General features: G+C 57.7%; 17 protein-coding genes. 10 read left to right on the top strand and 7 right to left on the bottom strand.

Annotated features, from left to right (window positions below):
- The first annotated feature begins 88 nt into the window (after positions 1–88).
- The 4 genes from ACNSOI_RS13730 (at position 89) to ACNSOI_RS13715 (ending at position 7,074) form a co-directional block, all read left to right on the top strand.
- Positions 89–2,722 carry a S8 family serine peptidase gene (locus ACNSOI_RS13730; protein ID WP_420194292.1) on the top strand — a complete coding sequence of 878 codons (2,634 nt, stop codon included), beginning with the start codon at positions 89–91 and terminating at the stop codon, positions 2,720–2,722.
- Complete coding sequence (locus tag ACNSOI_RS13725) at positions 2,719–3,216, top strand: protease complex subunit PrcB family protein (protein ID WP_061331600.1); 498 nt, start codon at positions 2,719–2,721, stop codon at positions 3,214–3,216. The genes ACNSOI_RS13730 and ACNSOI_RS13725 overlap by 4 nt, the downstream gene beginning before the upstream one ends.
- 100 nt (positions 3,217–3,316) lie before the next feature.
- Positions 3,317–5,212 carry a DNA topoisomerase IV subunit B gene (gene parE, locus ACNSOI_RS13720; protein ID WP_374812318.1) on the top strand — a complete coding sequence of 632 codons (1,896 nt, stop codon included), beginning with the start codon at positions 3,317–3,319 and terminating at the stop codon, positions 5,210–5,212.
- A gap of 95 nt (positions 5,213–5,307) precedes the next feature.
- The gene (locus ACNSOI_RS13715) at positions 5,308–7,074 is read left to right on the top strand and encodes an SLC13 family permease (protein WP_061331598.1); all 1,767 of its coding nucleotides are present in this window, start codon (positions 5,308–5,310) and stop codon (positions 7,072–7,074) included.
- On the opposite strand, the gene ACNSOI_RS13710 is transcribed toward ACNSOI_RS13715, so the two are convergent.
- Positions 7,062–8,345 (bottom strand): EAL domain-containing protein, encoded by a 1,284-nt coding sequence (locus ACNSOI_RS13710; RefSeq protein WP_061331597.1) that lies wholly within the window; start codon positions 8,343–8,345, stop codon positions 7,062–7,064. The genes ACNSOI_RS13715 and ACNSOI_RS13710 overlap by 13 nt on opposite strands.
- Before the next feature lie 598 nt (positions 8,346–8,943).
- Here ACNSOI_RS13710 and ACNSOI_RS13705 point away from each other — a divergent pair.
- Together ACNSOI_RS13705 and ACNSOI_RS13700 are read left to right on the top strand one after the other, a co-directional pair.
- On the top strand, positions 8,944–9,492 hold the full coding sequence (locus ACNSOI_RS13705; protein WP_061331596.1) for a cytochrome b: 549 nt from the start codon (positions 8,944–8,946) through the stop codon (positions 9,490–9,492).
- A gap of 51 nt (positions 9,493–9,543) precedes the next feature.
- Positions 9,544–10,131 carry a YceI family protein gene (locus tag ACNSOI_RS13700; RefSeq protein ID WP_061331595.1) on the top strand — a complete coding sequence of 196 codons (588 nt, stop codon included), beginning with the start codon at positions 9,544–9,546 and terminating at the stop codon, positions 10,129–10,131.
- Positions 10,132–10,164: 33 nt separating this feature from the next.
- On the opposite strand, the gene ACNSOI_RS13695 is transcribed toward ACNSOI_RS13700, so the two are convergent.
- Together ACNSOI_RS13695 and ACNSOI_RS13690 are read right to left on the bottom strand one after the other, a co-directional pair.
- Positions 10,165–11,802 carry a methyl-accepting chemotaxis protein gene (locus ACNSOI_RS13695; protein WP_420194291.1) on the bottom strand — a complete coding sequence of 546 codons (1,638 nt, stop codon included), beginning with the start codon at positions 11,800–11,802 and terminating at the stop codon, positions 10,165–10,167.
- Between the two features lie 113 nt (positions 11,803–11,915).
- On the bottom strand, positions 11,916–12,152 hold the full coding sequence (locus tag ACNSOI_RS13690) for a hypothetical protein (protein ID WP_061331593.1): 237 nt from the start codon (positions 12,150–12,152) through the stop codon (positions 11,916–11,918).
- 220 nt (positions 12,153–12,372) lie between these two features.
- Here ACNSOI_RS13690 and parC point away from each other — a divergent pair, with 220 nt between their 5' ends.
- Together parC and serB are read left to right on the top strand one after the other, a co-directional pair.
- Positions 12,373–14,679: a DNA topoisomerase IV subunit A gene (parC, locus tag ACNSOI_RS13685; protein WP_420194290.1), complete on the top strand. Its 2,307-nt coding sequence runs from the start codon at positions 12,373–12,375 to the stop codon at positions 14,677–14,679.
- A complete protein-coding gene (serB, locus tag ACNSOI_RS13680) occupies positions 14,672–15,889 on the top strand; it encodes a phosphoserine phosphatase SerB (RefSeq protein ID WP_420194289.1) in 1,218 nt (405 codons plus the stop codon). Before parC ends, serB begins: the two co-directional genes overlap by 8 nt.
- 78 nt (positions 15,890–15,967) lie before the next feature.
- Here the strand turns inward: serB and ACNSOI_RS13675 are convergent, their stop codons facing one another.
- The 3 genes from ACNSOI_RS13675 to epmB all read right to left on the bottom strand — a co-directional run bounded on the left by ACNSOI_RS13675 (position 15,968) and on the right by epmB (position 21,255).
- Positions 15,968–18,052 (bottom strand): EAL domain-containing protein, encoded by a 2,085-nt coding sequence (locus ACNSOI_RS13675; RefSeq protein ID WP_420194288.1) that lies wholly within the window; start codon positions 18,050–18,052, stop codon positions 15,968–15,970.
- 109 nt (positions 18,053–18,161) lie between these two features.
- Positions 18,162–19,973 carry a GTPase gene (locus ACNSOI_RS13670; protein ID WP_152438717.1) on the bottom strand — a complete coding sequence of 604 codons (1,812 nt, stop codon included), beginning with the start codon at positions 19,971–19,973 and terminating at the stop codon, positions 18,162–18,164.
- Between the two features lie 178 nt (positions 19,974–20,151).
- A complete protein-coding gene (epmB, locus tag ACNSOI_RS13665; protein WP_420194287.1) occupies positions 20,152–21,255 on the bottom strand; it encodes an EF-P beta-lysylation protein EpmB in 1,104 nt (367 codons plus the stop codon).
- A gap of 45 nt (positions 21,256–21,300) precedes the next feature.
- Here epmB and efp point away from each other — a divergent pair, with 45 nt between their 5' ends.
- Positions 21,301–21,876: an elongation factor P gene (efp, locus tag ACNSOI_RS13660; protein WP_058092083.1), complete on the top strand. Its 576-nt coding sequence runs from the start codon at positions 21,301–21,303 to the stop codon at positions 21,874–21,876.
- A 7-nt stretch (positions 21,877–21,883) separates the two neighbouring features.
- Complete coding sequence (gene epmA / locus ACNSOI_RS13655; protein ID WP_420194286.1) at positions 21,884–22,855, top strand: EF-P lysine aminoacylase EpmA; 972 nt, start codon at positions 21,884–21,886, stop codon at positions 22,853–22,855.
- An 8-nt stretch (positions 22,856–22,863) separates the two neighbouring features.
- Here the strand turns inward: epmA and asd are convergent, their stop codons facing one another.
- Positions 22,864–23,730: an archaetidylserine decarboxylase gene (gene asd, locus ACNSOI_RS13650; protein ID WP_420194285.1), complete on the bottom strand. Its 867-nt coding sequence runs from the start codon at positions 23,728–23,730 to the stop codon at positions 22,864–22,866.
- Positions 23,731–23,821: the final 91 nt, after the last annotated feature.

The following is a 23,821-nucleotide window of genomic DNA, read 5'->3' as shown; positions in this document are numbered from 1 at the left end:
CCTTAGGCGAGCAAATTGTGGAACTTTTGTCTTATAGTTTGCGTATGGATAAGGAAGTTCATAAAAAAGATAGGCAAAGAGGGTAATCGTGAGAAGAACATTGCCGCAGTATCTTGTGCTTTCGGGAGTGGTGTTGTTCGCAGGATGCGGTGGTGGTTCCGGAAGTTCGGAGTCTCAGCCTCCGGCTATTGATCTTGGTCCTCTGTCTGGTGTGATCAGTATCGAATCTGGCAGCCGGATTGATCAGGACACGATGGATCAGTTGCGGTTTACCGATGCCAGCCCCGCTTCGGGTGCCCAAACCCTGCCGGCCAGTTTTGTTCTTGCCGGGTTTGTCAGTTCGCGAAATGGTTCCTATCCGTTGCTCAACGGCCAATTGTTCAGTTACGCGGCTGACCCGGTAGATACCTACACCGTGCCGATGGGGCCGGGTGAAACGGTGATTCTGAGAAATTTTGGCGGCCGTGATGGAGTTGCGGAGCTTGAGTTGCGGGTGAGTGGAAATGGAGAGACTCCGCAACCAGAGCAAACCTCCCCGGAAACACCCTCAGTGAGCATCAGGTTGGATGATACTGCTGCTGAAGCCAATTACACGGTTGAAGTCAGTGTGACCGGAGACGGCCCTGCCCGCTACGTGCTGGTCAAAGCCGCCGACACCCAACTCGACAGCCTGAGCCTTGACTGGCCGGATCATCAGTTTCTACCGCAACAAGCCATCGTCACGCTGGATTCCAGTGCTCCTGGGGCTATGTCTTCAATGGCCGCCGGCACGGCCAACGCTGAGCGGCACCTGGGCGGCGCGGACTGGTTGATGCGGATGCCTGCCCAGGCGTCTTCCCGTGCTGTCAGTGCGACTCAAATACAGGCGGAAACCCTGTCCTGGATTACCCAGCTTCGGCAGATGCCGGGTGTCAAAGACGCGGTACCGAACTATCAGATGTCGAGCATGCAGAGCTCGCCGGTGGATGAGCCTCTGTACCGTTTGCAGTGGCACTACGATCTGGTTAACGGGCCGGGTGCCTGGCAGTTGGCGCCTGACGGTGGCGAGGGCGTCAGCGTTGCTGTTCTGGACAGCGGTTTGTTTAGCCCCAACGGAACGACTGCCTGGCACCCAGATCTTGATCGCAATATTTCGAAGTCCAATCTTCGCGACTTTGTAGATAACGATGATTATCCGGAGGATCCGGGTAGTAGTGTGGGTGCCAGCGTTTTCCATGGTACGCACGTCGCGGGTACTGTTGCCGCTGTGGTCAACGGTGACGGAATTGGCGGGGTTGCATTTGGCACTGAAATCGTCCCTGTCAGAGTCTTGGGGGAGGGAGGTACCGGCTCATCGCAAGATCTACTGAATGCAATAAAGTGGGTCACGGGTCAAGATGATAATGGAACCGGCGGGCCTTTGGCTGAAGTTGTGAATTTGAGTTTAGGCGGCCTGCCTTTTGATGGTGTTCTTGAAAGGGCAATCCAATACGGTGTTGATAGGGGGATGATCTTTATCGGGGCTGCTGGTAACTCAGCAACGTCAACGAAATCATATCCTGCTGCCTTTACCAATGTTCTTGCTGTCAGTGCAGTAGATGCCGCTGGCCGTTTAGCCTCATACTCAAACTTCGGAAGCTGGATTGATCTCGCAGCACCCGGCGGAGATGCCAGCCGGGATGGCAATAACGATGGCCGCGCCGATCTGATCTGGAGTACCAGTGCGGTGGGGCAGGCCGGTCAATTCGTTGCCGGTTATACGGGCTTGCAGGGTACGTCTATGGCCACGCCTCATGTGTCAGGCGTTATTGCACTGCTGAAAGCCCAGAAAGACACCCTCAACTACAGCGAGGTTCGAGCTCTACTGGAAAGCGGCGAACTCACCGATTATCCGGGAAGCCGAAATGACCAGTTGGGTTTTGGCGTTCTCGATGCCGCCAAGGCGCTTCAGGCAAATCTGGAGGGCAGCGTGACGATTCTGTCGCCATCGCCGTCCCAGATCTCGCTCAGCAATGAGGGGGTGACAAGTGCCACGGTGACCCTGAACCAGATTGGTGATGGCTCAATTTCCAACGTTGTTCTTACCGAAAACCTTGTCTGGCTCAGCTCAAACCAACCGACCCTTGAGAACGGGCGGTATGTATTCAATGTATCCTTGGTGGAGTCGGAGATTGAGCCAGATACGGCTTACCGGGGTGATATCCGTGTGACCTATGACGATGATGGAACTCAACGCAGCTTGCGCATTCCTGTCATCGCCCAGCTCATCAGCGACGAACAGGCCCGCAACGCCGGCACCCACTTCGTCCTGCTGGTGGACACCACGCCGGATGATGACGGTTTCTATTGGGCCGAGGCCCAGGTTGCTGTGGAGGCCTCCAATGGCAGCTACGGTTTCCGCTTTGAATCCTGGGATGGAGAGGAGCCGCGCCGGATCAATGAAGTCAGTCCGGGCGACTACTTTCTGGTGGCGGGCACGGATATTGATGGCGACGGCATCATCTGTCAGCCCGGCGAGGCCTGCGCGGAATACCCGATTTCCGGTTTGCGGGAGGTGATCACTATTGAGGAAGGCCAAAGCCTTTCCGATCTCCGGATGACCACCAGCTTTACCCGCCCCACAATTTCTGCGGAAACCCCGGACATCTTGCCCAGGCCGGGGTTTCAGGGTTACCGTTTGATCACGCCAGAGCGCGATAGCGCTCGCAATAACAGTGATAACCGACCCAGGACGACACAATGACAGATCGCATTCCCCGGCTGTTTGCCTTGCCGCTGGCAGCGGCCCTGATAACGGCTTGCAGTGCCACCGGCGGTGAAAACGCCGGCATGCAGCCCCAGGTGCGCCAGGTAACCCAGTCTGCCCATTGTGGCCTGACCGGACCAGGCGTCGCGCACGTGCGGACCGGTTCGGAACTGGAGGCATTGCTGGATATTGGCGGGCAGAATATGGCAACCGGTATTATTCGCCAGGTTAATCTTGAGAAAGAGTCACTGGTGATTGTCACCCTGGGCCAGAAGCCAACCGCCGGTTATAGCGTTGGGCTTGAGTCTGCCACGGCGGACAGGAAAACCCTGAAACTGGCCATGAAGGTAAATTCGCCCGCGCCGGACATGATGGTGGCGCAGGTGATTACCTCGCCCTGCGCGGTGCTTGCGGTAGCGGACAGCCAGTGGCAGCGCCTGGAAGTATCCGGGTTGTCTGGAACGCCGTTGTTGAAAGAGCTCGGAAACTGAAACCACTTGGCGTAGCCACAAAACAAACATTGATCTTTCAGCCCGAATCCCTAAGCTATGGCTCAGCTTTAACGACCACTTGCGGAGCCATGCCGTTACTATGAGCCAGCAACAATACAACGCCGATGCCATTGAAGTTCTGAGCGGTCTTGACCCGGTGCGAAAACGCCCAGGCATGTACACGGACACCTCAAGGCCGAACCACCTGGCTCAGGAAGTCATCGACAACAGTGTGGACGAGGCGCTGGCCGGCCATGCCCGCCGGATTGATGTCATCCTGCACAGTGACAACTCGCTGAGTGTGGAAGACGATGGCCGCGGTATGCCCGTCGATATCCACAAGGAAGAGGGCGTTCCGGGGGTTGAGCTGATCCTCTCCCGCCTGCACGCCGGTGGTAAGTTTTCCGAGGGCAACTACAACTTCTCCGGCGGCTTGCACGGGGTGGGTGTGTCTGTGGTGAATGCCCTGTCTACCCATCTGGAAGTGACCATCCGTAGGGACGGCCAGGTTCACCGGATGACCTTTGCCAACGGCGACAAGGCATCCGAGCTGGAAGTGATCGATACCGTTGGCAAGCGCAATACCGGTACCCGCCTGAAGTTCACCCCCGATCCGAAATACTTCGACAGTCCCAATTTCTCCGTCAGCCGTCTGCGGCATAACCTGCGGGCCAAGGCGGTGCTGTGCCCGGGCCTGGTGGTGACATTCCTGCAGGAAAAAACCGGCGAGAAAGACGAGTGGTTCTATGAGGACGGCTTGCGGGACTACCTGCGTACTGCCCTGGCAGACATCGAAGCCGTGCCGCTTGAGCCCTTCACCGGCAGTTTCTCCGGTAATAAGGAAGCGGTGGATTGGGCGATCCAGTGGCTGCCGGAGGGCGGCGATGCCGTCATGGAAAGCTACGTCAACCTGATTCCCACCGCCCAGGGCGGTACCCATGTGAATGGCTTGCGCACGGGCTTGCTGGAAGCCATGCGGGAATTCTGTGAGTTCCGTAGTCTGCTACCCCGGGGGGTCAAGCTGTCGCCCGAGGATATCTGGGAGCGGGTGGCCTATGTGCTGTCGTTCAAGATGCAGGAGCCTCAGTTCTCCGGACAGACCAAAGAGCGGCTGTCGTCCCGTGAGGCGGCGGCGTTTGTCTCCGGCGTGGTGAAAGACGCCTTCAGCCTGTGGCTGAACCAGCACACCGATATTGCTGAAGCCCTGGCTGAGCTGTTTATCAGCAATGCCCAGCGCCGGCTGCGGGCCAGCAAGAAGGTGGCCCGCAAAAAGGTGACCTCCGGCCCGGCGTTGCCCGGCAAACTGGCTGATTGCTCCGGTGCCGATACCACCCGTTCAGAACTGTTCCTGGTGGAAGGTGATTCGGCTGGCGGTTCCGCCAAGCAGGCCCGGGACCGGGAATTCCAGGCGGTGATGCCGCTGCGGGGCAAGATCCTGAATACCTGGGAAGTGGATTCCGGTGAAATTCTGGCTTCCCAGGAAGTTCACGACATTGCCGTGGCCATCGGTGTTGATCCGGGCTCAGAGGATCTTACCGGGTTGCGCTACAACAAAGTCTGTATCCTGGCGGATGCCGACTCCGACGGCCTGCATATCGCCACCTTGCTGTGCGCGCTGTTCGTAAAGCACTTCCGACCACTGGTTTCTGCCGGCCATGTATTTGTCGCCATGCCGCCGCTGTACCGGGTGGATCTGGGCAAGGAAACCTTCTATGCCCTCGATGAGCACGAAAAGCAGGGTATTATCGACCGCCTGGCAGCCGAGAAGCGGAAGGGCAAGGTTCAGGTGACCCGTTTCAAGGGCCTGGGTGAGATGAATCCCCTGCAATTGCGCGAAACCACCATGGCGCCAGACACTCGCCGCCTGGTGATGCTCACCCTGGAAGAGGGTGACGACACCGATGAGCGAATGGACATGTTGCTGGGCAAGAAGCGGGCTTCAGACCGCCGGGTTTGGCTGGAAGCCTACGGCAATATGGCGGATATTGCGGTTTGATATTCCCTGCAGTGCTATAAAAATCATTACTTATTCTTTCTCAGAATTGATGAGGGCCGCTATCCTGCCAGTTTTCTAACCGGAATAACCGAGTTATGGACTGGCACGGATGGTTTTCCCTTGGGTTGGCGGGTGCCGCCCTGTTACTGATGAGCTCTGGCCGCTTTGCGCCGCATCTGGTGATGATGGCGGCATTGGTGGTGCTGAGTGCCAGCGGTATCATCGGCCCGGAACAGGCCCTTGCCGGCTTCAGTAATCCGGGGCTGATCACAGTGGTTGCCCTGTTTGTGGTGGCCTCCGGTGTTCACCATTCCGGGGGTGTCGACCTCCTGGTGCACTACATTCTGGGCAGCCCGAAAACCGTTCGCGGGGCCCAGGCCCGCATTGCCTTACCAGTCACGTTGCTCAGTGGCTTTCTGAATAATACGCCGGTGGTTGCCACCATGATTCCGGCCGTTCATGCCTGGTCCCGCAAGATTGGTATTGCCCCTTCCAAGCTGATGATTCCCCTCAGCTATGCCGCCATTTTTGGCGGAACGCTCACCCTGATCGGTACCAGTACCAACCTGGTGGTCAATGGTCAGTACCAGCAGCTGACCGGTGAAGAAGGCTTTTCAATCTTCGCCATTACCCAGGTTGGGCTGCCGGTTGCGATCATCGGGGTTGCTGTGATGTTGCTGGTACTGCCGCGGATGTTGCCAGACCGTAAAGACCAGCAGAAGTTCGGCTCGGTCAAAGAGTTTACGCTGGAAGTGGCGGTCGCGTTCGAGGGGCCGCTGGTCGGCAAAAGCGTAGGTGAGGCCGGGCTGCGGGAGCTGGATCGACTCTACCTGGTTGAAATTGAGCGGGATGGCAGCGTGGTGACGGCGGTGCCATCGGAAGAGCGTCTTCGGGGCGGTGACCGCCTGGTGTTTGCCGGCGATACCCAGGCAATTTCTGATCTGTTGCGGATCAACGGCATCGTGCCTTCGGTGCATGATGATGAGCCGTCTCTCAGCAAGGACCGCGCCGAACGGCGTTTGGTGGAGGCCGTGTTGTCGCCCCAGTCAGATGTGCTTGGCCAGACCATCAGGGATGCCCGGTTCCGGGATCGCTACGGTGCCGTGGTGCTGGCGGTTGCGCGGGGAGGTGAACGGGTGCCGGGTAACCTGGGTAATATTCGCCTGAAGCCCGGCGATGTCTTGTTACTGGAAGCGCGCCCTGCGTTCGTCAGCCGGCAGCGATACAACAAGGATTTCCTGCTGATCAACGACCTTGAGACAGAAGCGCCGCGCCACGACCGGGCTTGGTTGTCCTGGGGCATTTTGCTGGTGTTGGTCGGGCTTGCCGCCTGCGGCATCATGACGATGCTCAACGCTGCCCTGGTAGGAGCATTCGTGATGATCCTTTCCGGCTGTTGTACGGTTGGCCAGGCCCAGAAAGCGGTAGACGTTCCGGTGATTCTCACGATCGCCGCTTCCTTTGCCATGGGCGGAGCGCTGGAACAGACGGGAGCGGCGAGTTATCTGGCCGGTGCGGTGTTCAGCCTGAGCGATGGCCACACCCTGCTGGCGTTATTGCTGGTTTACCTGGTGGTGTCAGTGCTGACGGAAGTCATCACCAATAACGCAGCCGCCGTCCTGATTGTGCCGGTGGTGCTGTCGCTCACGTCTGCGATGGGCGTGGATTCCGAGCCGTTTATCATTGCGGTGATGATGGCCGCTTCGGCAAGCTTTGCCACACCACTGGGTTATCAGACCAACATGATGGTGTTCGGGCCGGGAGGCTACCGTTTCAGCGATTTTATCCGGGTTGGTTTGCCGATGAATGTCTTTATCGGCCTGGTGACGGTTGGCGTTATTTCTGTGGTTTACGGTGTTTGATGGGGGTTGGCGAGGATATCGCAGCACAAAACCTGCAAACGCCCCTTATGCTGGTAGGCCAGTGACAGGGTGACGCACATATAGGCGCCGGTTACGCACAGGTAGGGTGTTGTAACGTGCAGGTTCTCAGGCTGAGCCAGGGCCTGGCGCAGGTATTGCTGGCGGAACCAGTCGGCGCTGGTGGTGTTCTCCAGCGGCCGGAAACGGGGGTCCCGCTTCTCAATGGCGGAGTCGGAGACCAGGGTGTCTTCAATCTGGATGCCCTTGTCATCTGCGAGATAGCAGCGGGATACGGCGGGGTGGTTCAGCAGTTCAAAGCAGGCCTGTGACATCAGGCTGCCGTCCTGCAGCCGTTCAATGGCCCGCCGGAACGGCCCGTTGAAATAGTTGACCAGTTGCTGTGTGGGGTCCTGGGTGATCTGTTTGCGCTTCTTGTATTCCTGAAGTAATTCTTCGAGGTCTGCGGGCGTGTGGGGCAGTTCCCCGAGTTCAAGGCAAGGGCGCCGGAAATAGAATCCCTGTACAAAGTCCACACCAGCATCGATGGCTATCATGGCCTGATCACGGGTTTCCACGCCTTCCAGTAGTACCAGGCATCCCGACTGGTGAAGCAGTGACACCATGCCATTCAGAATCTGCCGTGCCCGCTGATCGTCAGTGGCACGGGTCAGCAGCGTACGATCCAGTTTGACGATATCTGGCGACAGGTTCCAGATTCGCTCGAAATTCGAGTGGCCAGCGCCAAAATCATCGATCGCGGTGAGGCAGCCAAGTTTCCGGTAGTAGGCGACGGTATCTTTCAGTCTCTCAGCATCGTCTGTGGGCTGCTCAACAATCTCCATCACAATTCGATGGGGTGGTAGCCCGGTTTTTTTCAGAAGCGCCCCAAAGAACGAATCCGACTGGCTGCCACTGGTCACCACCCGGGGGGATACGTTCAGGAACAGCCAGTTCAGCTGATCTTTTATGCCGCTGTAGTTACGGATATGCAGGTATCGACACAGCCGGTCCAGCAGCAGGTTTTCAGCGTCGGTGTCCGGAAGTTCAAACAGGTGGTTGGGAAGTACAGCCGCGTTGTCGTTGTCGAACGCCCGGATCAGGGCCTCATAACCAACGGTCCGTTTGTGGGAGATGCTGTAAATCGGTTGCAGGGCGGTTCTGAGCTTTAGCCCTCTGAAATCGGCTGTCCAGGTCTCTCCTTGCTGAGTGAGCATGGGCGAGAGCAGGTCCAGTTCTGGCGCTGGCAGGATATCGGTAAGGCTGTGGGACATAGGCGAGTCTGAACCGTTTAACGAACGCATCAGGAGCAGCAGTTGTGGTGCTGACCACTGAACTGTTAGCCAGAGTGCCCACATCCCTGGCACGTTTGCCTGTATTTCAAGGCGTTAACTGTTTAGCTAAAGCGCAGATTGCCAAAAAACAGGAATCATTACCACTGTTTAACCGGTAAAACTCGAAACAGTTTGTGACTTTGTGTTGGTATGGGGAATTCGGGGCGGGGCTTTGGAGAGCAGAACCCCCGGCAGGCCGGGGGTTCAGAATGGAGCATATTAATTGTTGCTGGGTACTACTACGGATTCGTCGAATTCCAGTTCCATGTCGTTTCCTCTCGGTCACTGAGGCCCCCGACGGGGCGAATTAAAGTATGTGAGAAGTTTAGCGTTGCTGTGAATTTGCACAATCCGTAGAACCCGTATTCGACCAAAGTGGCCAGTGCCAACCCCGGTGTCCGCCAAAGACTTGATCAGATAATTTGATGCATCCCGGCAGAATATTTTGATTTTCACCCGGCAGTTCGGGGCCTAGACTGACCTAAACGTATCAGTCGCACAGGGTGGCTCAGTCCAGGGATGGAGGATTTCCCAAATCATGAAATTACGAAATACCAACACCGCCTACGGTCTGATCGCTGTCAGTTTGCACTGGCTGGTGGCGCTGGCGGTCATTGGCCTGTTCGGGCTCGGCTGGTGGATGGTGGAACTGTCCTACTATGACCCCTGGTACCGACAGGGCCCACACATTCACCGGAGCATTGGCATCCTGTTGTTCATAGTGGTGGTGGCCCGGCTGTTGTGGCGAGTTGTGACTCCGCCTCCCAGGCCGCTGCCTGAGCACCAGCGGTGGGAAGTGATTGCCGCCCACGGGGCCCATGGGTTGCTCTATCTGCTTCTGTTCGTAGCCATGATCAGTGGATACCTGATTACCACGGCCGATGGCTCGTCCATCAGCGTATTTGGCTGGTTTGAGGTGCCTTCAGTCACCGGCCGGATCAGGGGGATGGAGGACACCGCGGGTGCGGTCCATTACTGGAGCACCTGGGCACTGGTCGGGTTGGCCGGGCTGCATGCCCTGGCGGCCTTGAAACACCATTTTATTGATCGGGATGCCACGCTCAGGCGCATGCTTGGCCGCGGTTGACGCAGATCCGAAGACCGAAACGATAACCATGACTCACTCAGGGAGAAGACCATGAAAAAACTCTTGCTCGCATCCGCCGTTTCAGTGGCACTGATTGGCACTGCCAATGCCAATGCCAGCGAACACAGCGGCACCTATGCCTTTGATAAAGAGGGCGCCCACCAGTTCATCACCTTCAAGATTTCCCATCTTGGCTACAGCTGGCTGTATGGCCGGTTCAACGACTTCGACGGCGAATTTGTCTACGACGCCGAGAACCCGGAGAACAGCACGGTCACCGTTACAATCGACACGGCCAGTGTGGACTCCAACCACGCCGAGCGCGACAAGCATTTGCGCAGCAAGGACTTTCTGCACGTGAGTGAGTTCCCGCAGGCCACCTTCAAAAGCAAGCGGGTGGTTGTGGATGACGACGGCGAGGCTGATATCATCGGCGACTTCACCCTGCGCGGCGTGACCCGTGAGATCACCCTGGAAGCCGAAATGCTTGGCCACGGTGAAGACCCCTGGGGCGGCTACCGTATGGGCTTTGAGGCCGAGACCGAATTTCGTCTGAAGGATTTCGGTATTCCGATGGATCTGGGTGAAGCCTCTGAAACCGTTGAAATCAAGATCTCCATCGAAGGCATTCGTCAGTAATCCTGATTGAAACCTCTGTCTCAGGTTCCGGGGTTAAACCCGGAACCTGCCTGTCTGTTGCTCCAGTTCTGAAGCATAGTCCTTAAGTGACTTGCTGATCCCATCGATGGCACGAGAGCGCTCAGCGCTGGCCGCGGCCAGGTCGTTAATGTCGGTAATGCTGCGATTGATCTCGTCCACAACCTGGGTTTGTTCTTCGGTGGCCGATGCCACGCTGGTGTTTACATCGGTGATATTGGAGATCGCCTCCAGAATGGCTTGCAGTTCCTGCTCCGCTTCGGTGGCCAGTTTTTCTGTCTCAGCTGCTTCTTTACTGCCGGTTTCCATCACATTGACCACATCCGAAACGCCAGTCTGCAGTGCTGTGATCATGGTCTGAATATCCTCGGTGGACTGTTGTGTGCGTTGGGCGAGCGTTCGCACCTCATCCGCCACCACCGCAAAGCCCCGGCCTTGCTCACCGGCTCTTGCGGCTTCAATGGCAGCGTTCAGGGCCAGCAGGTTGGTTTGTTCGGCGATACCGCGAATCACATCCAGAACCGAGGTGATGTTGTCAGAATCATCAGACAGCTTGCGGATCACACCAACCGCCTTGGAGATCTGGGCCGCCAGCCGGTGCACCTGCCTGGATGAATTCCGGATGATTTCGGCACTGTTCTGCCCCTTTAGGTCTGCTTCCCGGGTGATCTCGGCCGCCCTTGAGGCATTCCCGGCAACTTCTTCGATCGCGCTTTGCATTTCATTGATGGCTGTTGCCACCATGGATATCGAATCGGTCTGTCGGGTAACGCCCTCGTTGTTGTCCCGCGCAGCAGACGCCAGTTCAGTGGCGCCTTGGCCCAGATCCCGGCTCAGGGTCTGTATTGAGCCGATCATGCCCTGAAGGTTCTCCAGTACCTGATTGAAACTCCTGGCCAGTTGCCCCAGATCGTCCTCCACGGCCACCGGTATTCGTTGGGTCAGGTCGCCTTCACCCTGGGCAATATTATCGAGCTGGCTGCGCAGGGCTTGAATGGATCGGATGATCAGTCTGAGGAAAATCAGGAACAGGGCAATACTGATAACGATGGCCGCGACCGTGATAACGGTAATGGTTACGGTGCTGGAAGTGCCTTCGGCGCGGGCTTCGGAATAGCGACTCTGGGCCTGTTCATCCGCGTGGCCTTCGGCTCTGTCGTAGAAGGCCCGTAGCCGTTGGAACAGCCCGATGGTTTCAGTGGCGGCAAGGTTTCTGGCTTGTGTTCCGTCCCCCCGCTCTGCCAGTGCCAGAACCTGGCGCGCAGAGCGCTCCCATTGGTCAAAGGCCTGGTCAAAGCCTCCGGTCACTGAGCTGATCCCTGTGCCTCGGAGCCGCGCTACGCTGTCGGTAAAACGCCGGCGTGCCTGCTCCACGTTCTCCTCGAAATCTGCGATGGCGTCTGTTGTGTCTTCACCATTCAGGGTCTGGTCGACCACCATCATCTGAGCAACTAAAGCCTGATACAGGTCGCGGTCACCGTTGAGGATTTCGGCAACCGACGGCAGGAGGGTAACGGCAATATCTTCAGTGCTTTCCACCAGGTTTTTGGCTGTCAGCATGCCGAATCCACCGGAGACAACCAATGCCAGAGCGGTGATGAAAAAGGGCAGGGCGATCTTGGTGCGCAACCCCAGATTGTTTAAAACGTTCATTCAGCCTCCAGATTATTGTTGTTGCTCTAGAGGCTAAGCGTAGCAGGGGGTGGGGCGTTGTCACCCTGAACATGAGGGTGGAATCTTGATTTAGCTCAGGATTTGATGACGAATCAGGGTTGTTGCACGTTGCCGGATTGTTCACTGGTTCGGCACAGATGCCGTTGGCGCCAGAACTGGGCGATAAAGATGACAACGCCGATGACCAGACCGGCCCAAAGGTAAGGCTCCGGCATCTGGAATGATCCACTGATGGCGAATTCCACCAGCAGCATCAGCGCGACGGCCAGGGTGGCGTTCACCAAGGCTGTCACCAGGGCGTGCCCGCAGGCTTTGAGATTGGGTTTCATAGGTTTCCGCTTGTCAGGGGATAAAACGGCTTTCTATTCACTGTGGCGAGAATACGGTGCACCTTACAGACTCTCCATGCGGGAATTCCGCTATTGGAAATTGGTGTATCGTTGCTTGCGTCCATATAATGTGCGCCACATTGCCCGGTGTTTGTGCCGGGTTATCGGGGCTGCATCAAAGCCGCATTTCAAAACAGGCAGTTAAGGCAAAGAGGCATCTATGCCAGAGTTTCAGACAACGGATGAAGGTTTCGAAAGGGTATCGCTACGGGATTATACCGAGAAGGCCTACCTCGACTACTCCATGTACGTGATCCTGGACCGTGCATTGCCCAACGTAGGGGATGGGCTCAAGCCGGTGCAGCGTCGGATTGTTTATGCCATGTCGGAGCTGGGGCTGAAATCCACCTCCAAGTACAAGAAATCTGCCCGTACCGTTGGTGATGTGCTGGGTAAGTTCCACCCCCATGGTGACAGCGCCTGCTATGAAGCCATGGTGCTGATGGCGCAGCCGTTCTCCTATCGCTACCCGTTGGTGGATGGTCAAGGTAACTGGGGCTCGCCGGACGACCCGAAATCGTTCGCCGCCATGCGTTACACCGAATCCCGCTTGGCTGCCTTTGCCGATGTTCTTCTGGGTGAGTTGGGGCAGGGAACCGTGGACTGGGCGCCGAACTTTGATGGCACCATGGAGGAGCCGTCCGTTCTGCCAGCCCGGTTGCCTCATGTCCTGCTGAACGGCACCACCGGCATTGCCGTGGGCATGGCCACCGATATTCCGCCGCACAACGTGCGAGAGGTCACCGCCGCCTGCATTCGCTTGCTGGATGACCCGGAATCCACCGTTGACCAGCTCTGTGAACACATCAAGGGGCCGGATTTTCCCACCTATGCGGAAATTATTACCCCCCGCAAGGATCTGATGCAGATCTATGAAACCGGCCGCGGCTCTCTGCGTATGAGAGCGCGCTGGGTTCGTGAAAGTGGCGAGATCGTGATTACTGATCTGCCACATCAGGTATCCGGTAACCGGGTGCTGGAGCAGATTGCCCAGCAGATGCAGGGCAAGAAACTGCCCATGGTGGCGGACCTGCGTGATGAATCCGACCATGAGAACCCTACCCGCCTGGTGATTGTGCCCCGCTCTAACCGGGTCGACCTGGATGGCTTGATGGCGCACCTGTTTGCCAGTACCGATCTGGAGAAAACCTACCGGGTTAACATCAACGTTATTGGTAATGACGGCCGCCCGGGTGTGAAGGGGCTTCGCCAGATTCTGACCGAGTGGCTGGCGTTCCGTAAAACCACGGTTACTCGCCGTCTGCAACATCGCCTGGACAAGGTTCTGGCCCGGTTACACCTCCTTGAAGGCTTGTTGATTGCCTATCTCAACATCGATGAAGTGATTGAGATCATTCGTACCGAAGACAAGCCCAAGGCCGTACTGATGTCCCGGTTTGGCCTGTCGGCCGACCAGGCGGAAGCCATTCTTGAGCTGAAACTGCGCCACCTGGCAAAACTCGAGGAAATGAAAATCCGTGGTGAGCAGGACGAGCTGGCCGCGGAACGGGACGAACTGCAAGCTATTCTGGGCTCGGAAGACCGCCTGCGCGAGCTGATCAAGACCGAACTGCAGCAGGATGCCGAAACCTACGGTGATGATCGCCGTTCTCCGATCGTCGCCCGTGAAGAAGCCAAGGCCTTCAGTGAGATTGACCTGGTGTCCAACGACCCGGTCACTGTGGTGCTGTCGGAGAAAGGCTGGGTGCGGGCTGCCAAGGGGCACGACATTGATCCGTCCGGGCTCAGTTACAAGTCTGGCGACCGCTTTGCGCTGGCTGCCAGGGGCAGAAACAATCAGCAGGCCATCTTCCTCGACAGCACTGGGCGTGCCTATGCGCTCATGGCTCACAGTCTGCCGTCTGCCCGAGGGCAGGGCGAGCCTCTTACCGGCCGGATCAACCCACCGTCCGGGGCGACCTTCTCTGGGCTGCTGATGGGAAATCCGGAGCGTAAAGCGCTGCTGGTCACCGACGGCGGCTATGGTTTCGTGACCTCGTTGAACGACATGATCAGCAAGAATCGAGCTGGCAAGGCGGTGGTGTCTGTGCCCAAAGGGGCCCGAATCATGCCCCCTGTGCTGATCCCAGAGACAGCAACAACCCTTTACCTGGCGGCTATATCCAACGAGGGGCGGATGCTGGTGTTCCCGCTCAGCGAATTGCCGGAACTGGCCAAGGGTAAGGGTAACAAGATCATCAGCATTCCCTCTGCCCGCGTTCAGAATCGTGAGGAGTATGTGGTGGCTGCCGCCGTCTTCGGTGAAGAAGACCAACTGGAGGTGAAGGCCGGCAAACGCAAACTGGGTCTGCGTTTTGCAGATCTGGAGCATTATCTTGGTGAGCGTGGCCGGCGTGGTCACAAATTGCCCAGAGGGCTCCAGCGGGTAGACGGCATTGATGTGATTCCGTCTGCGGCCCGTGCCCAGGAAGAAGCTCAGGACGTGGAGGGCGCCGACAGTGAGTGAGCTGGTTCTGGTAAACGTGTCCGGGCGAGATAAGCCCGGATTGACCTCGGAGATCACCGGGATCATGGGGCAGTACGATGTCCGGATTCTGGATATTGGCCAGGCGGTGATTCACGACCACCTGACCTGGGGCATACTGATCGAGATCCCGGATGAGTCGAAATCGTCCCCGGTGATCCGTGACGTTCTTTTTCGACTGCATGCCCTGGACCTTCAGGTGCGCTTTGCCCCCATCACGGTGGAGGAATACCAGGCATGGGCCGAAGGGCGTAACCGGGCCTGCTACATCGTTACCCTGCTATCCCGTGACATCAAGGCCGAACAGATTGCCCGGGTATCGGCCATTACGGCCCGGCATGGGCTGAACATTGACAACATTACCCGCCTTTCTGCACGCCCGTCGCTCAATCAGGGGGAGAACCGCATTGCCTGTGTCGAGTTTTCGGTGCGGGGGACGCCGTCAGACCTGGAACAACTTCGGGCGGACTTCCTGCATATTGCCGGTGAGATGAACGTGGACATCGCCTTCCAGGAAGACTCCATTTTCCGGCGAAACCGTCGGCTGGTGGTGTTCGATATGGACTCCACGCTGATTGAGGCCGAGGTGATCGATGAGCTGGCCCATGAGGCTGGCGTGGGCGAGCAGGTAGCCGAAATAACCGAGCGGGCCATGCAGGGCGAGCTGGATTTCAGTCAGAGCTTCGCCGAGCGACTGGCGCTGCTCAAAGGCCTGGATGAGTCGGTGCTTGAAAGTATTGCCGGTCGGCTGCGTATGACAGAGGGGGCTGAGCACCTGATCCGAAGCCTGAAAGCGCTGGGCTACCGCACCGCGATTCTCTCTGGCGGCTTTACCTACTTTGCCCGCCACCTGCAGCAGAAACTGGGCATTGACTACGTGTATGCCAACGAACTGGACATTGTCGACGGCAAGGTGACCGGCCAGGTCAAAGGCCAGATTGTGGATGGCAAGCGCAAAGCCGAGCTGCTGCTCGAGATTGCCGAAAAAGAGCATATCTCAAGGGAGCAGGTCATCGCCGTGGGTGATGGTGCCAACGACTTGCCGATGCTGAGCCAGGCGGGCCTGGGCGTGGCCTTCCGTGCCAAGCCGCTGGTCAAGGAATCGGCCCGGCACTCCATTTCCACCCTGGGCCTGGACGCCATTCTGTACCTGATCGGTTTTCGCGAAAGTGATACCAATCAGACCCTCTAGAACAGCAGCCTGTGAATGCAAAAAGGGCGAGGTTCTGACACCTCGCCCCTTTTTCCTCTATCCGGAATTGGCGTCCGGTCAGTGGTCCCCGAAGTCGTAGTTCATCTCCGGTACTGGTGCCTGCAGGTAATAACCCTGGATATAGTTCACCCCGGCCTGCCACAGCGTTGCCAGTACACTGGCGTTCTCTACCAGCGGTATGATGGTGAGCTTGCCGGCATTCTGCAGGCTCTTGACCATTTCCTTGACCTGCTCCTTGGCTTCATCGCTCTTCTGGATTTCTTCCGTGAAGGAGCCGTCAATCTTCACGTAGTCGGCGTCAATGTGCTTGAGCGTGTTGAACGGATTCAGGGCGCAGCCAAACTGGGCAATGGATACCTTACTGTGAAGTTCGTGTACCGCTTTGGTGAACTCCTTGGCCTGCTTCATGTAGTTGTTGGCATCGCCTTCGCGGATCTGGAAAATCAGTGAGTCTCCCGGCAGGCGAGCCGCCTTGAGGGCAACGCTGAGCCAGGGCGTAAAGGTTTTGTCCTGCAGTGTCTCGGCGGTGATGTTCAGGAACAGCCTGGTGTCATGACCCCGTGACCGGTGGCTTGCCAGCTGTTTGATGGTTTGCAGGATCACCCAGCGGTCAATCTTGATGGCCGTATCGCTCGGCCCCATGGGGGGCAGGAAGTCGTAGGGAGAAACTTCCTCGTTGTCTTTGTCGAGCATGCGAACGAAGGCCTCGTAATGCTCTTCGCCCTCACCCCGCAGGTTGATGATAGGCTGGAACAGCAGCCGGAAGCGGTTGTCGTCCAGGGCCTTGAGGATAGCCTCAACCGAGTTGCTTTCATCCAGGCTTTCGTACTGGGCGGGATTATAGACCACGATCCCGTTACCACGTTCATGGCCCTCGAGCTTCTTCACCTCGGCGGAGGCGGTATGGGCACGCCCCATCAGTTCCTCTGCCTTGGGCGAATTCTCCGTGATCGCGGCTATGCCGATGGACACTGTCAGCGGTACTGTCTTGCCGTTGATGTCGAACAGATGATCTTCAACCGCTTTGCGGACCCGCTCAGCAATGCCTTCCATATGTTTCTCATCGCAGGGCAGGCACATCAGGCAGAAGGCATCATCGCTCAGCCTGGCCAGCGTCACTTCCTCGCCGGCCTGTTCTTTTAGCAGCGAGGCCAGATCACCCAGCAACAGATCGGCACCGGCGATACCGACCTGGCCCTTCATGCTTATGAAGTTGTCCAGGGCGATGTAGGCCAGGGCGCCGGTCTGGTTGTTCTTGCCGGCATTGGCAATGGCCTGGGCCAGAGCGTCCATCAGGTATTGACGGTTATACAGGCCCGTAAGCAGATCCTGGCTGCTGATCTGTTTGAGCTTTTCTTCCAGCTCTGCATCGCTGTGTTCCGGCTGCAAGACAATCTGCGTGCAGGCTTCGCCATCATAGGTGGCGGCAGAGACAGACATGGTTACGTTCAATTCCTGATCGTCGCTGCGGCGTGCGGTACAGTTCAGGGTCATGCCGTCCTTGCCATCATCGGCAAAGGCCTTCATGAAGTCTTTGTACTTGTCTTGGCTTTCCGGGGTCAGGGTATCGAGAACCGGGATGCAGATAAGGTCGTCAATGTCGTCGTAGCCCAGGAACTCCATGTAGGACTGGTTGGCGTAGATGTGCATGCCATCGTTGATGTAGGCGATGGCGTCCTTGGAGCTTTCCAGAAGCAGCTGGCAGCGCTGTTCGGCCTCACGCAGGTGGGACTCCAGAACCCGACGACGGCGGCGCTCTTCCAGGGCGGCCAATTCGCGTTTCACCACCAGCACGAGCAGATCCTTGTACTCGAACGGCACAACATCCTGCCCGCCGGCCCGGATAATGTTCACCGTTCTTTCCCGGCTGACTTCCTCGGTCAGGAGAACGAAGGGGATGTCCTTGTCCATGCGCTTGACCATGGCCAGGGCGTCATCCGGCCCGAACTCCTGCTCCAGGTCCCGGGCCAACAGTAGGTCCCAGTTGCTGGTTTTCAGGGCTTCTTCCAGATCTTCTTCCGAGGTTATACGGTGTGCCCGGGTGGCCTTGCCCGAGTTGCGGAGCAGGCTGACCATGGATTCAGCATCATTTTGAGATGGATCAAGAATCAGCAGGTGTACGGTCGCGTTTTTTTTCTGCATTCGTAAGACTTCTCATGGATACGGTCACTTCCGCTGAATGATGCAGGGGTTGGCGATCAATAACAACCCTGGCAGTAGCCGTGGTTCACAGTCTTTCCGACCTTTGGCGTTATAGTGATGGCCACAGGGAGTCGAATTCGTCTTCCGTGGCGCCGGGCGTTGATGGCGGGGCGCCATTCGGACTGGCCAGGGCCGCCGGATTCTGCAGTTTCAGTTCAAACTGGCTGATGCTACCGGTGGCAGAGACCTTCTTGAGCAGTTGTCCCTGATCTTCCCGGCCATCGTGCAGCAATGAGATGCGGCTGCCACTCTGGAAGGGCAGCCTTGGGGTAATCAGGGTCGCAGCCTGATTGACGACGCTGATTTCAGGCAGCAGCAGCCCCCGGAGGTATTCGCTGCTGTTGCCCACTTTCTGGATCAATCGAACCCCGCAAGGCGCGGCACTGGGGGCCAGCAACTCAATGCCGATCTGGGTGCCCTGATTCCGGACCTGACGCAACCAGCGCACCACGGCGATGCTCCAGGGATGGGATTTCTGTTCCCGTACCCCAAGAATCTCACCCGCCTGCAGGGAGGCCGGCACATTGGTTTCCCAGGCAACGCAGTAGCCACCCGGGCTGGTGTTGATCAGCAGTGCATGATGGGAGCGGGGGCGGCTCTTCTCCTGTCCCGTGGGTATGGCGGCCCCGGTACCCGACTTGAAGTTGATCGGTGCATCGGCCGCGTGCAGCCTGTCCTCACTTGGGCCCGCGTCGTGGGCTCCGGCCCAGGCGTCCGTGTTCCGGTTGGCATTGCGGACAAACCGGTTTTCCTGCTCGGGATCAATGGTTTCGTTGCCGTTCAGGAACTCGGCAAAGGTCTTTTCACCGGCGACGAAATAGTGGGTGGCCGTCAGGCCGACGCAGACCTCCAGCGTGCCCTGGCTGGAAATGCGGTTGAAATTCCGCTTGGCCAGAATACCCAGCGCCTGGCTGAGATGTGTGAGCAGGGTGTCGCTGATTTTGGACGATACCTGTAGCCGCGTAGTATCTTTCTCGTGGCTGCGCCTGGCGTGCAGCACCTCGGCCAGCTGCGTGGAAAGATCTTTGGTGTCAAAACCGCAGCTCTCGTCCCCCGGCTTGTTTTCCAGCAAGCTCCGATAGACTGGCGGGTTGTCCAGTTCCATGTTGATCACGAACAGGCTGTCAGTTCCAATGTCCGGGCCGCACTGGCAGAACTCGGTCCAGGACTCGAACAGCTCATAAACCTGCGTCAGCTCAGCCTGGCGGAGTTGATTGGGGCGGGCGCAGCCCAGCAGGAGAATGCGTTTGTAACTGTCGGCCACCGTACTGGCGCGGCGATGGGTCAGGGTGTCGTCATCGATTTCCAGTGCGGCCAGTTTGTTCCGGTGCGCAAACCGGTACAGACGGTGGCATTCTAGCCAGCTCAGGGCCGGGCTTGGGCAGTAGAGCTGATGGGAGCGGACAATCGTGGCGCCCAGCTCGGACGTGGCGCGGTGAATGGCGGCGGCAACGTGGCGGCGATTTTTGTCCAGACCGCCGTTATCCAGATATTCCAGTACACACAATTTATAGCCGCTGGCCAGATGAAGCTGCAGGGCCTGGGCCAGGTTGGCAATCTTGCGCTGTTTCTCGGGCAGGGCGATGGCCAGGCCCAGAAAGTGCCGTGACAACTCGTTGCAGACAAAATGAATTTTCTCGCGAACCAGCTCAAGGAACTGCATTCGTTGCTGCGGAGCCAGAAACAGGTGGTTCAGTTCAATAATCGCATGGTAAAGCTGGCGGGATGCCTCACCGATGTTGGCCATCGGTAGCTGGTCAATCCACAGACGAAAGGCCTTGGGTGTCGTATCGCAAAACGACAGGCTTGCGGTTTTCTGTTCAGGAACCTTCAGTTCAGGTTTCAGAATATTGCCTTCCATGATCTCACGCCAGTGTTTGAGTCGCTTTGAGTATGTATCGACCGAAAGTGTCGAAAATACATGCTTTTATTGTCTTTACCTATAGAACTTTAAGATAGCAAACCAATAACAAAAAGCGAGAAGATCATGAGTTGACAATCTTTGACAAGTGTAAGTGGGACCGCTTTTGCGACATGTCTCACGTTACGCTGATGTTGGCCTGATTATCGCCTGTGAAAATAGGGGTTTTACTGGTCTCCCCGGGCAGTTCCCTGACCAGCCTTGGAACCAGAAAGCCCGGCAGCCGCGTCATAAGCGCCCGAACCAGCGCTGCCGCCGCTTGGTCGCTGACATCAAAGTGATGGGCGCCTGCAACGGGATCAAACGCGTGCAGGTAGTAGGGCATAACGCCCGAATCAAACAGGTCTTCACTCAGCCGGGCCAGGATGTTGGCTGAGTCATTGACCCCTTTCAGGATCACGCTCTGGTTGAGCAGGGTCACCCCCACTTCGCGAAGGCGCGCAAAGGCTTTTCGTGTGTCTGAGTCTAGCTCTGCCGGGTGATTAACATGCACCACGAGGATTTTCTGAAGTGGCGAATTGCCAAGCCAGCCCAGCAGGGCGTCGCACACCCGTTGCGGAATAACGACCGGTAGCCGGCTGTGTATTCGCAGGCGCTTGATATGCGGTATGTCTGCCAGGGCTTCGGCCCATTGCGCCAATAGCCGGTCATTCACTGCCAGTGGATCACCACCGCTGAAGATCACTTCGTTAATTTCGGGTGCGGCTTTCAGGGTCGCCAGAACCTGCTGGCGGTCATCCGGACCGAGCCGCTGGGATTCATAGGGGAAGTGGCGGCGAAAGCAGTAGCGGCAGTTGATTGCACACTGGCCCGTTACCATCAGCAGTGCCCGGCTCTGGTACTTGCGGATCAGCCCTGTGGTCTGGATGGCGTTGTTCTCTTGCAGCGGATCGCGCACATAACCTGCTTGTTGTCGCGATTCTTCCGCCAGCGGCAGTACCTGTCGCAACAGGGGGTCGTTGGGGTCACCCGGAGTCATTCGCCGTATGAACGGCTCGGGCACCCGCACGGGAAACAGTTGGTGGCCCGCGCTGGCACCCTTGAGCCAGGGCTCCGCCGGCAGGTTCAGGCGCCCAAGCAGCTGCTCCGGGCAGGTAACGGATTCTGCCAGAATCTGTTGCCAGCCTTTAGCCGAATTGTGGGGCTGTTGACGCTGTTCGGTAGCGATCAATGAAGGCTCTTCGTTACGGGCTTCTATACGGGCAGGGGTTCGCTGTATCATAGCGACCTTTGAAATTTTAACGACAGTCTGTCAGGTGGACATTTCATGGCTTCATATTCTACCAACGAATTTCGCAGCGGTCTCAAAGTTTTGCTGGATGGCGACCCCTGTATCATGCTGGAGAACGAGTTCGTCAAGCCCGGTAAGGGGCAGGCGTTCAACCGCGTTAAATTGCGCAACCTTATGACCAACCGGGTCTGGGAGCGTACGTTCAAATCCGGTGAGAGTCTGGAAGCCGCGGACGTGATGGACCAGGACATGGAATACCTGTACACCGACGGCGAGTTCTGGCATTTCATGCTGACCGACGGCTCGTTCGAACAGTACGCTGCCGATGCCAAGGCCGTGGGCGACACCGTCAAGTGGCTGAAAGAGCAGGATGTTTACACCGTGACCCTGTACAACGGCGCGCCGCTCACCGTCACACCGCCGAACTTTGTCGAGCTGGAAGTAGTGGATACCGATCCGGGTATGAAAGGTGACACCGCCCAGGGTGGTTCCAAGCCGGCAACACTGTCTACCGGCGCAGTGGTGAACGTACCCTTGTTCATCACCATTGGCGAAGTGCTGAAAGTGGATACCCGCTCTGGCGAGTACGTTAACCGCGTCAAGAGCAGCTGATCCGACAATGACCGATCAGCCTGTCTGGCAGCCTTCTGCCTCGCGGGAGCATCTTAAAAGCCGTGCACAACAGCTAGCCTGGGTGCGCGGCTTTTTTGCAGAGCGGGGTGTTTTGGAGGTGGAAACGCCGGTGCTCGGCCGGCATGGCGTCACCGATATCAACCTCGACGGTATCGCGGCGGCGGTCAACGCTGCGGGAGTTTCCGGCGGCTGGTTGCAGACCTCCCCTGAATATCACATGAAACGCCTGCTGGCGGCGGGCTCGGGATGTATCTATCAGATTGCCCGGGTATTCCGTAATGGCGAGCGTGGTAGCCGCCATAACCCCGAATTTTCGTTGCTGGAATGGTACCGGGTGGGCCTGGACGACACGGCGATGATGGCCGAAGTGGCTGACCTGGTGTGTGACTGGCTGGGATGTGATCGCCCGGATGTGCTGACCTACCGTGAGGCCCTGCAGGCGCTTGCCGGCATCGATCCGATGGCCATCACGGATCACGACCTGTACCAGTACTGTCAGCAATGGCTGGAGCCGGAGCAGTTGGCCGGCATGGGGCGTGATGATTGCCTGGACCTGGTGATGAGCTTCAAGGTGGAGCCACTGTTGGGGCAGGGCCGGCCGGTGTTCATTACCCGGTATCCGGCTAGTCAGGCAGCCTTGGCCAAAGTGACCGCAGACGACGATGGCTTCCCGGTAGCGCATCGATTCGAGCTCTACATTGACGGGCTTGAGTTGTGCAACGGTTACTGGGAGCTGACCGATCCGGTTGAGCAGCGAGCCCGGTTCGAACAGGACAACCGCCGCCGAAAAGCGGCGGGCAAGGGGGAAATGGCTGTTGATCAGAGTTTTCTGGCAGCCCTGGACGCCGGGCTGCCCGAGTGTTCCGGTGTGGCCCTGGGGTTGGACCGCCTGCTGATGCTGAAAACCGGGGCTGAGCGGATAGAAGACGTGCTGGCGTTTCCGGTCGAGCGCGCCTGAGTCAGGTCTCAGGTGTTCTTGCTGGCTACCCGGCCAAACGCTTCGCCCATGCGTACGCTTTTGCCGGGAACCTGATTGGCGTCCCAGGTTACCGCGCCCTTGGGCATTGCCAGGACAACCGTGGAGCCCAGACGGAACCGGCCCATTTCCTCACCTTTCTCAAAACTGATCGCGTCTTCGCCCTGATAAACCCAGCGGGTTATCTGTGCAGGTTCCGGCGCAATTACTCCGGCCCAGGTGGTTTCCATGCTGCCCACGATCATCGCGCCCACCAGAACCAGGGCCATGGGACCTGCCTCGGTATCGAAAATGCAGACAACGCGTTCATTTCTGGCGAACAGGTTGGGAACATGCGCCGCGGTAACCGGGTTCACCGAGAAGAACTTGCCCGGCACATAGACCATCTCCCGCAGTGTGCCGGCCATGGGCATATGAATGCGGTGGTAGTCTTTGGGCGACAGGTAAATGGTGCTGAACTCCCCGTGCCGGAACGGCTCAGCCCGGCTGTCGTCACCGCCGAGGATTTCCGTCAGCCCGAAGGACTGGCCCTTGGCCTGGAAAACTCTGTCGTTACTGATCTGCCCTAGTTGGCTGATGGTACCGTCGACCGGACTGACAAATACATCGCTGCCTTCTGCCACACTGCGCACGCCGGGTTTGAGGGCGCGGGTAAAAAACGCATTGAACGATGGATAGACGGTAGGGTCTGACTCAGCTGCTTCGCTCATGTTTACGCCGTAGCGGCCGATAAACCAGTTAACAACGCGGTTTTTCATGGCCGGGGCGCTCGTGCTGTCGGCCAGGCGACCTGCCAGGCGAGAGACAGCGCGTTGGGGCGTAATGTATTGGCTCAGTACGAACAGTTTGTCAAACATCAATAAGTCTCGGTAAGAACAGAGGCGGCAGTGTAACAAAAGCGGCCCCGTGTATAGAAATTGTTTCACGCCTTCGCTGTTCGTTCAGAGC

It is taken from the genome of Marinobacter sp. GH_1, assembly GCF_048595985.1.
In the GTDB taxonomy this organism is placed as follows: domain Bacteria; phylum Pseudomonadota; class Gammaproteobacteria; order Pseudomonadales; family Oleiphilaceae; genus Marinobacter; species Marinobacter shengliensis.
Note: the sequence above shows the minus strand (reverse complement) of the source record. Positions and strands in the feature narration are given on the sequence as shown.

What these genes read in the sequence shown, in the direction of transcription:
- ACNSOI_RS13690 (WP_061331593.1), bottom strand. Translation starts at nt 12,152, where the DNA reads ATGAAACCCAATCTCAAAGCCTGCGGGCACGCCCTGGTGACAGCCTTG.
- parC (WP_420194290.1), top strand. Translation starts at nt 12,373, where the DNA reads ATGCCAGAGTTTCAGACAACGGATGAAGGTTTCGAAAGGGTATCGCTA.
- ACNSOI_RS13715 (WP_061331598.1), top strand. Translation starts at nt 5,308, where the DNA reads ATGGACTGGCACGGATGGTTTTCCCTTGGGTTGGCGGGTGCCGCCCTG.
- ACNSOI_RS13695 (WP_420194291.1), bottom strand. Translation starts at nt 11,802, where the DNA reads ATGAACGTTTTAAACAATCTGGGGTTGCGCACCAAGATCGCCCTGCCC.
- ACNSOI_RS13725 (WP_061331600.1), top strand. Translation starts at nt 2,719, where the DNA reads ATGACAGATCGCATTCCCCGGCTGTTTGCCTTGCCGCTGGCAGCGGCC.
- ACNSOI_RS13670 (WP_152438717.1), bottom strand. Translation starts at nt 19,973, where the DNA reads ATGGAAGGCAATATTCTGAAACCTGAACTGAAGGTTCCTGAACAGAAA.
- epmB (WP_420194287.1), bottom strand. Translation starts at nt 21,255, where the DNA reads ATGATACAGCGAACCCCTGCCCGTATAGAAGCCCGTAACGAAGAGCCT.
- asd (WP_420194285.1), bottom strand. Translation starts at nt 23,730, where the DNA reads ATGTTTGACAAACTGTTCGTACTGAGCCAATACATTACGCCCCAACGC.
- epmA (WP_420194286.1), top strand. Translation starts at nt 21,884, where the DNA reads ATGACCGATCAGCCTGTCTGGCAGCCTTCTGCCTCGCGGGAGCATCTT.
- parE (WP_374812318.1), top strand. Translation starts at nt 3,317, where the DNA reads ATGAGCCAGCAACAATACAACGCCGATGCCATTGAAGTTCTGAGCGGT.
- ACNSOI_RS13675 (WP_420194288.1), bottom strand. Translation starts at nt 18,052, where the DNA reads ATGCAGAAAAAAAACGCGACCGTACACCTGCTGATTCTTGATCCATCT.
- ACNSOI_RS13710 (WP_061331597.1), bottom strand. Translation starts at nt 8,345, where the DNA reads ATGTCCCACAGCCTTACCGATATCCTGCCAGCGCCAGAACTGGACCTG.
- ACNSOI_RS13705 (WP_061331596.1), top strand. Translation starts at nt 8,944, where the DNA reads ATGAAATTACGAAATACCAACACCGCCTACGGTCTGATCGCTGTCAGT.
- ACNSOI_RS13700 (WP_061331595.1), top strand. Translation starts at nt 9,544, where the DNA reads ATGAAAAAACTCTTGCTCGCATCCGCCGTTTCAGTGGCACTGATTGGC.
- efp (WP_058092083.1), top strand. Translation starts at nt 21,301, where the DNA reads ATGGCTTCATATTCTACCAACGAATTTCGCAGCGGTCTCAAAGTTTTG.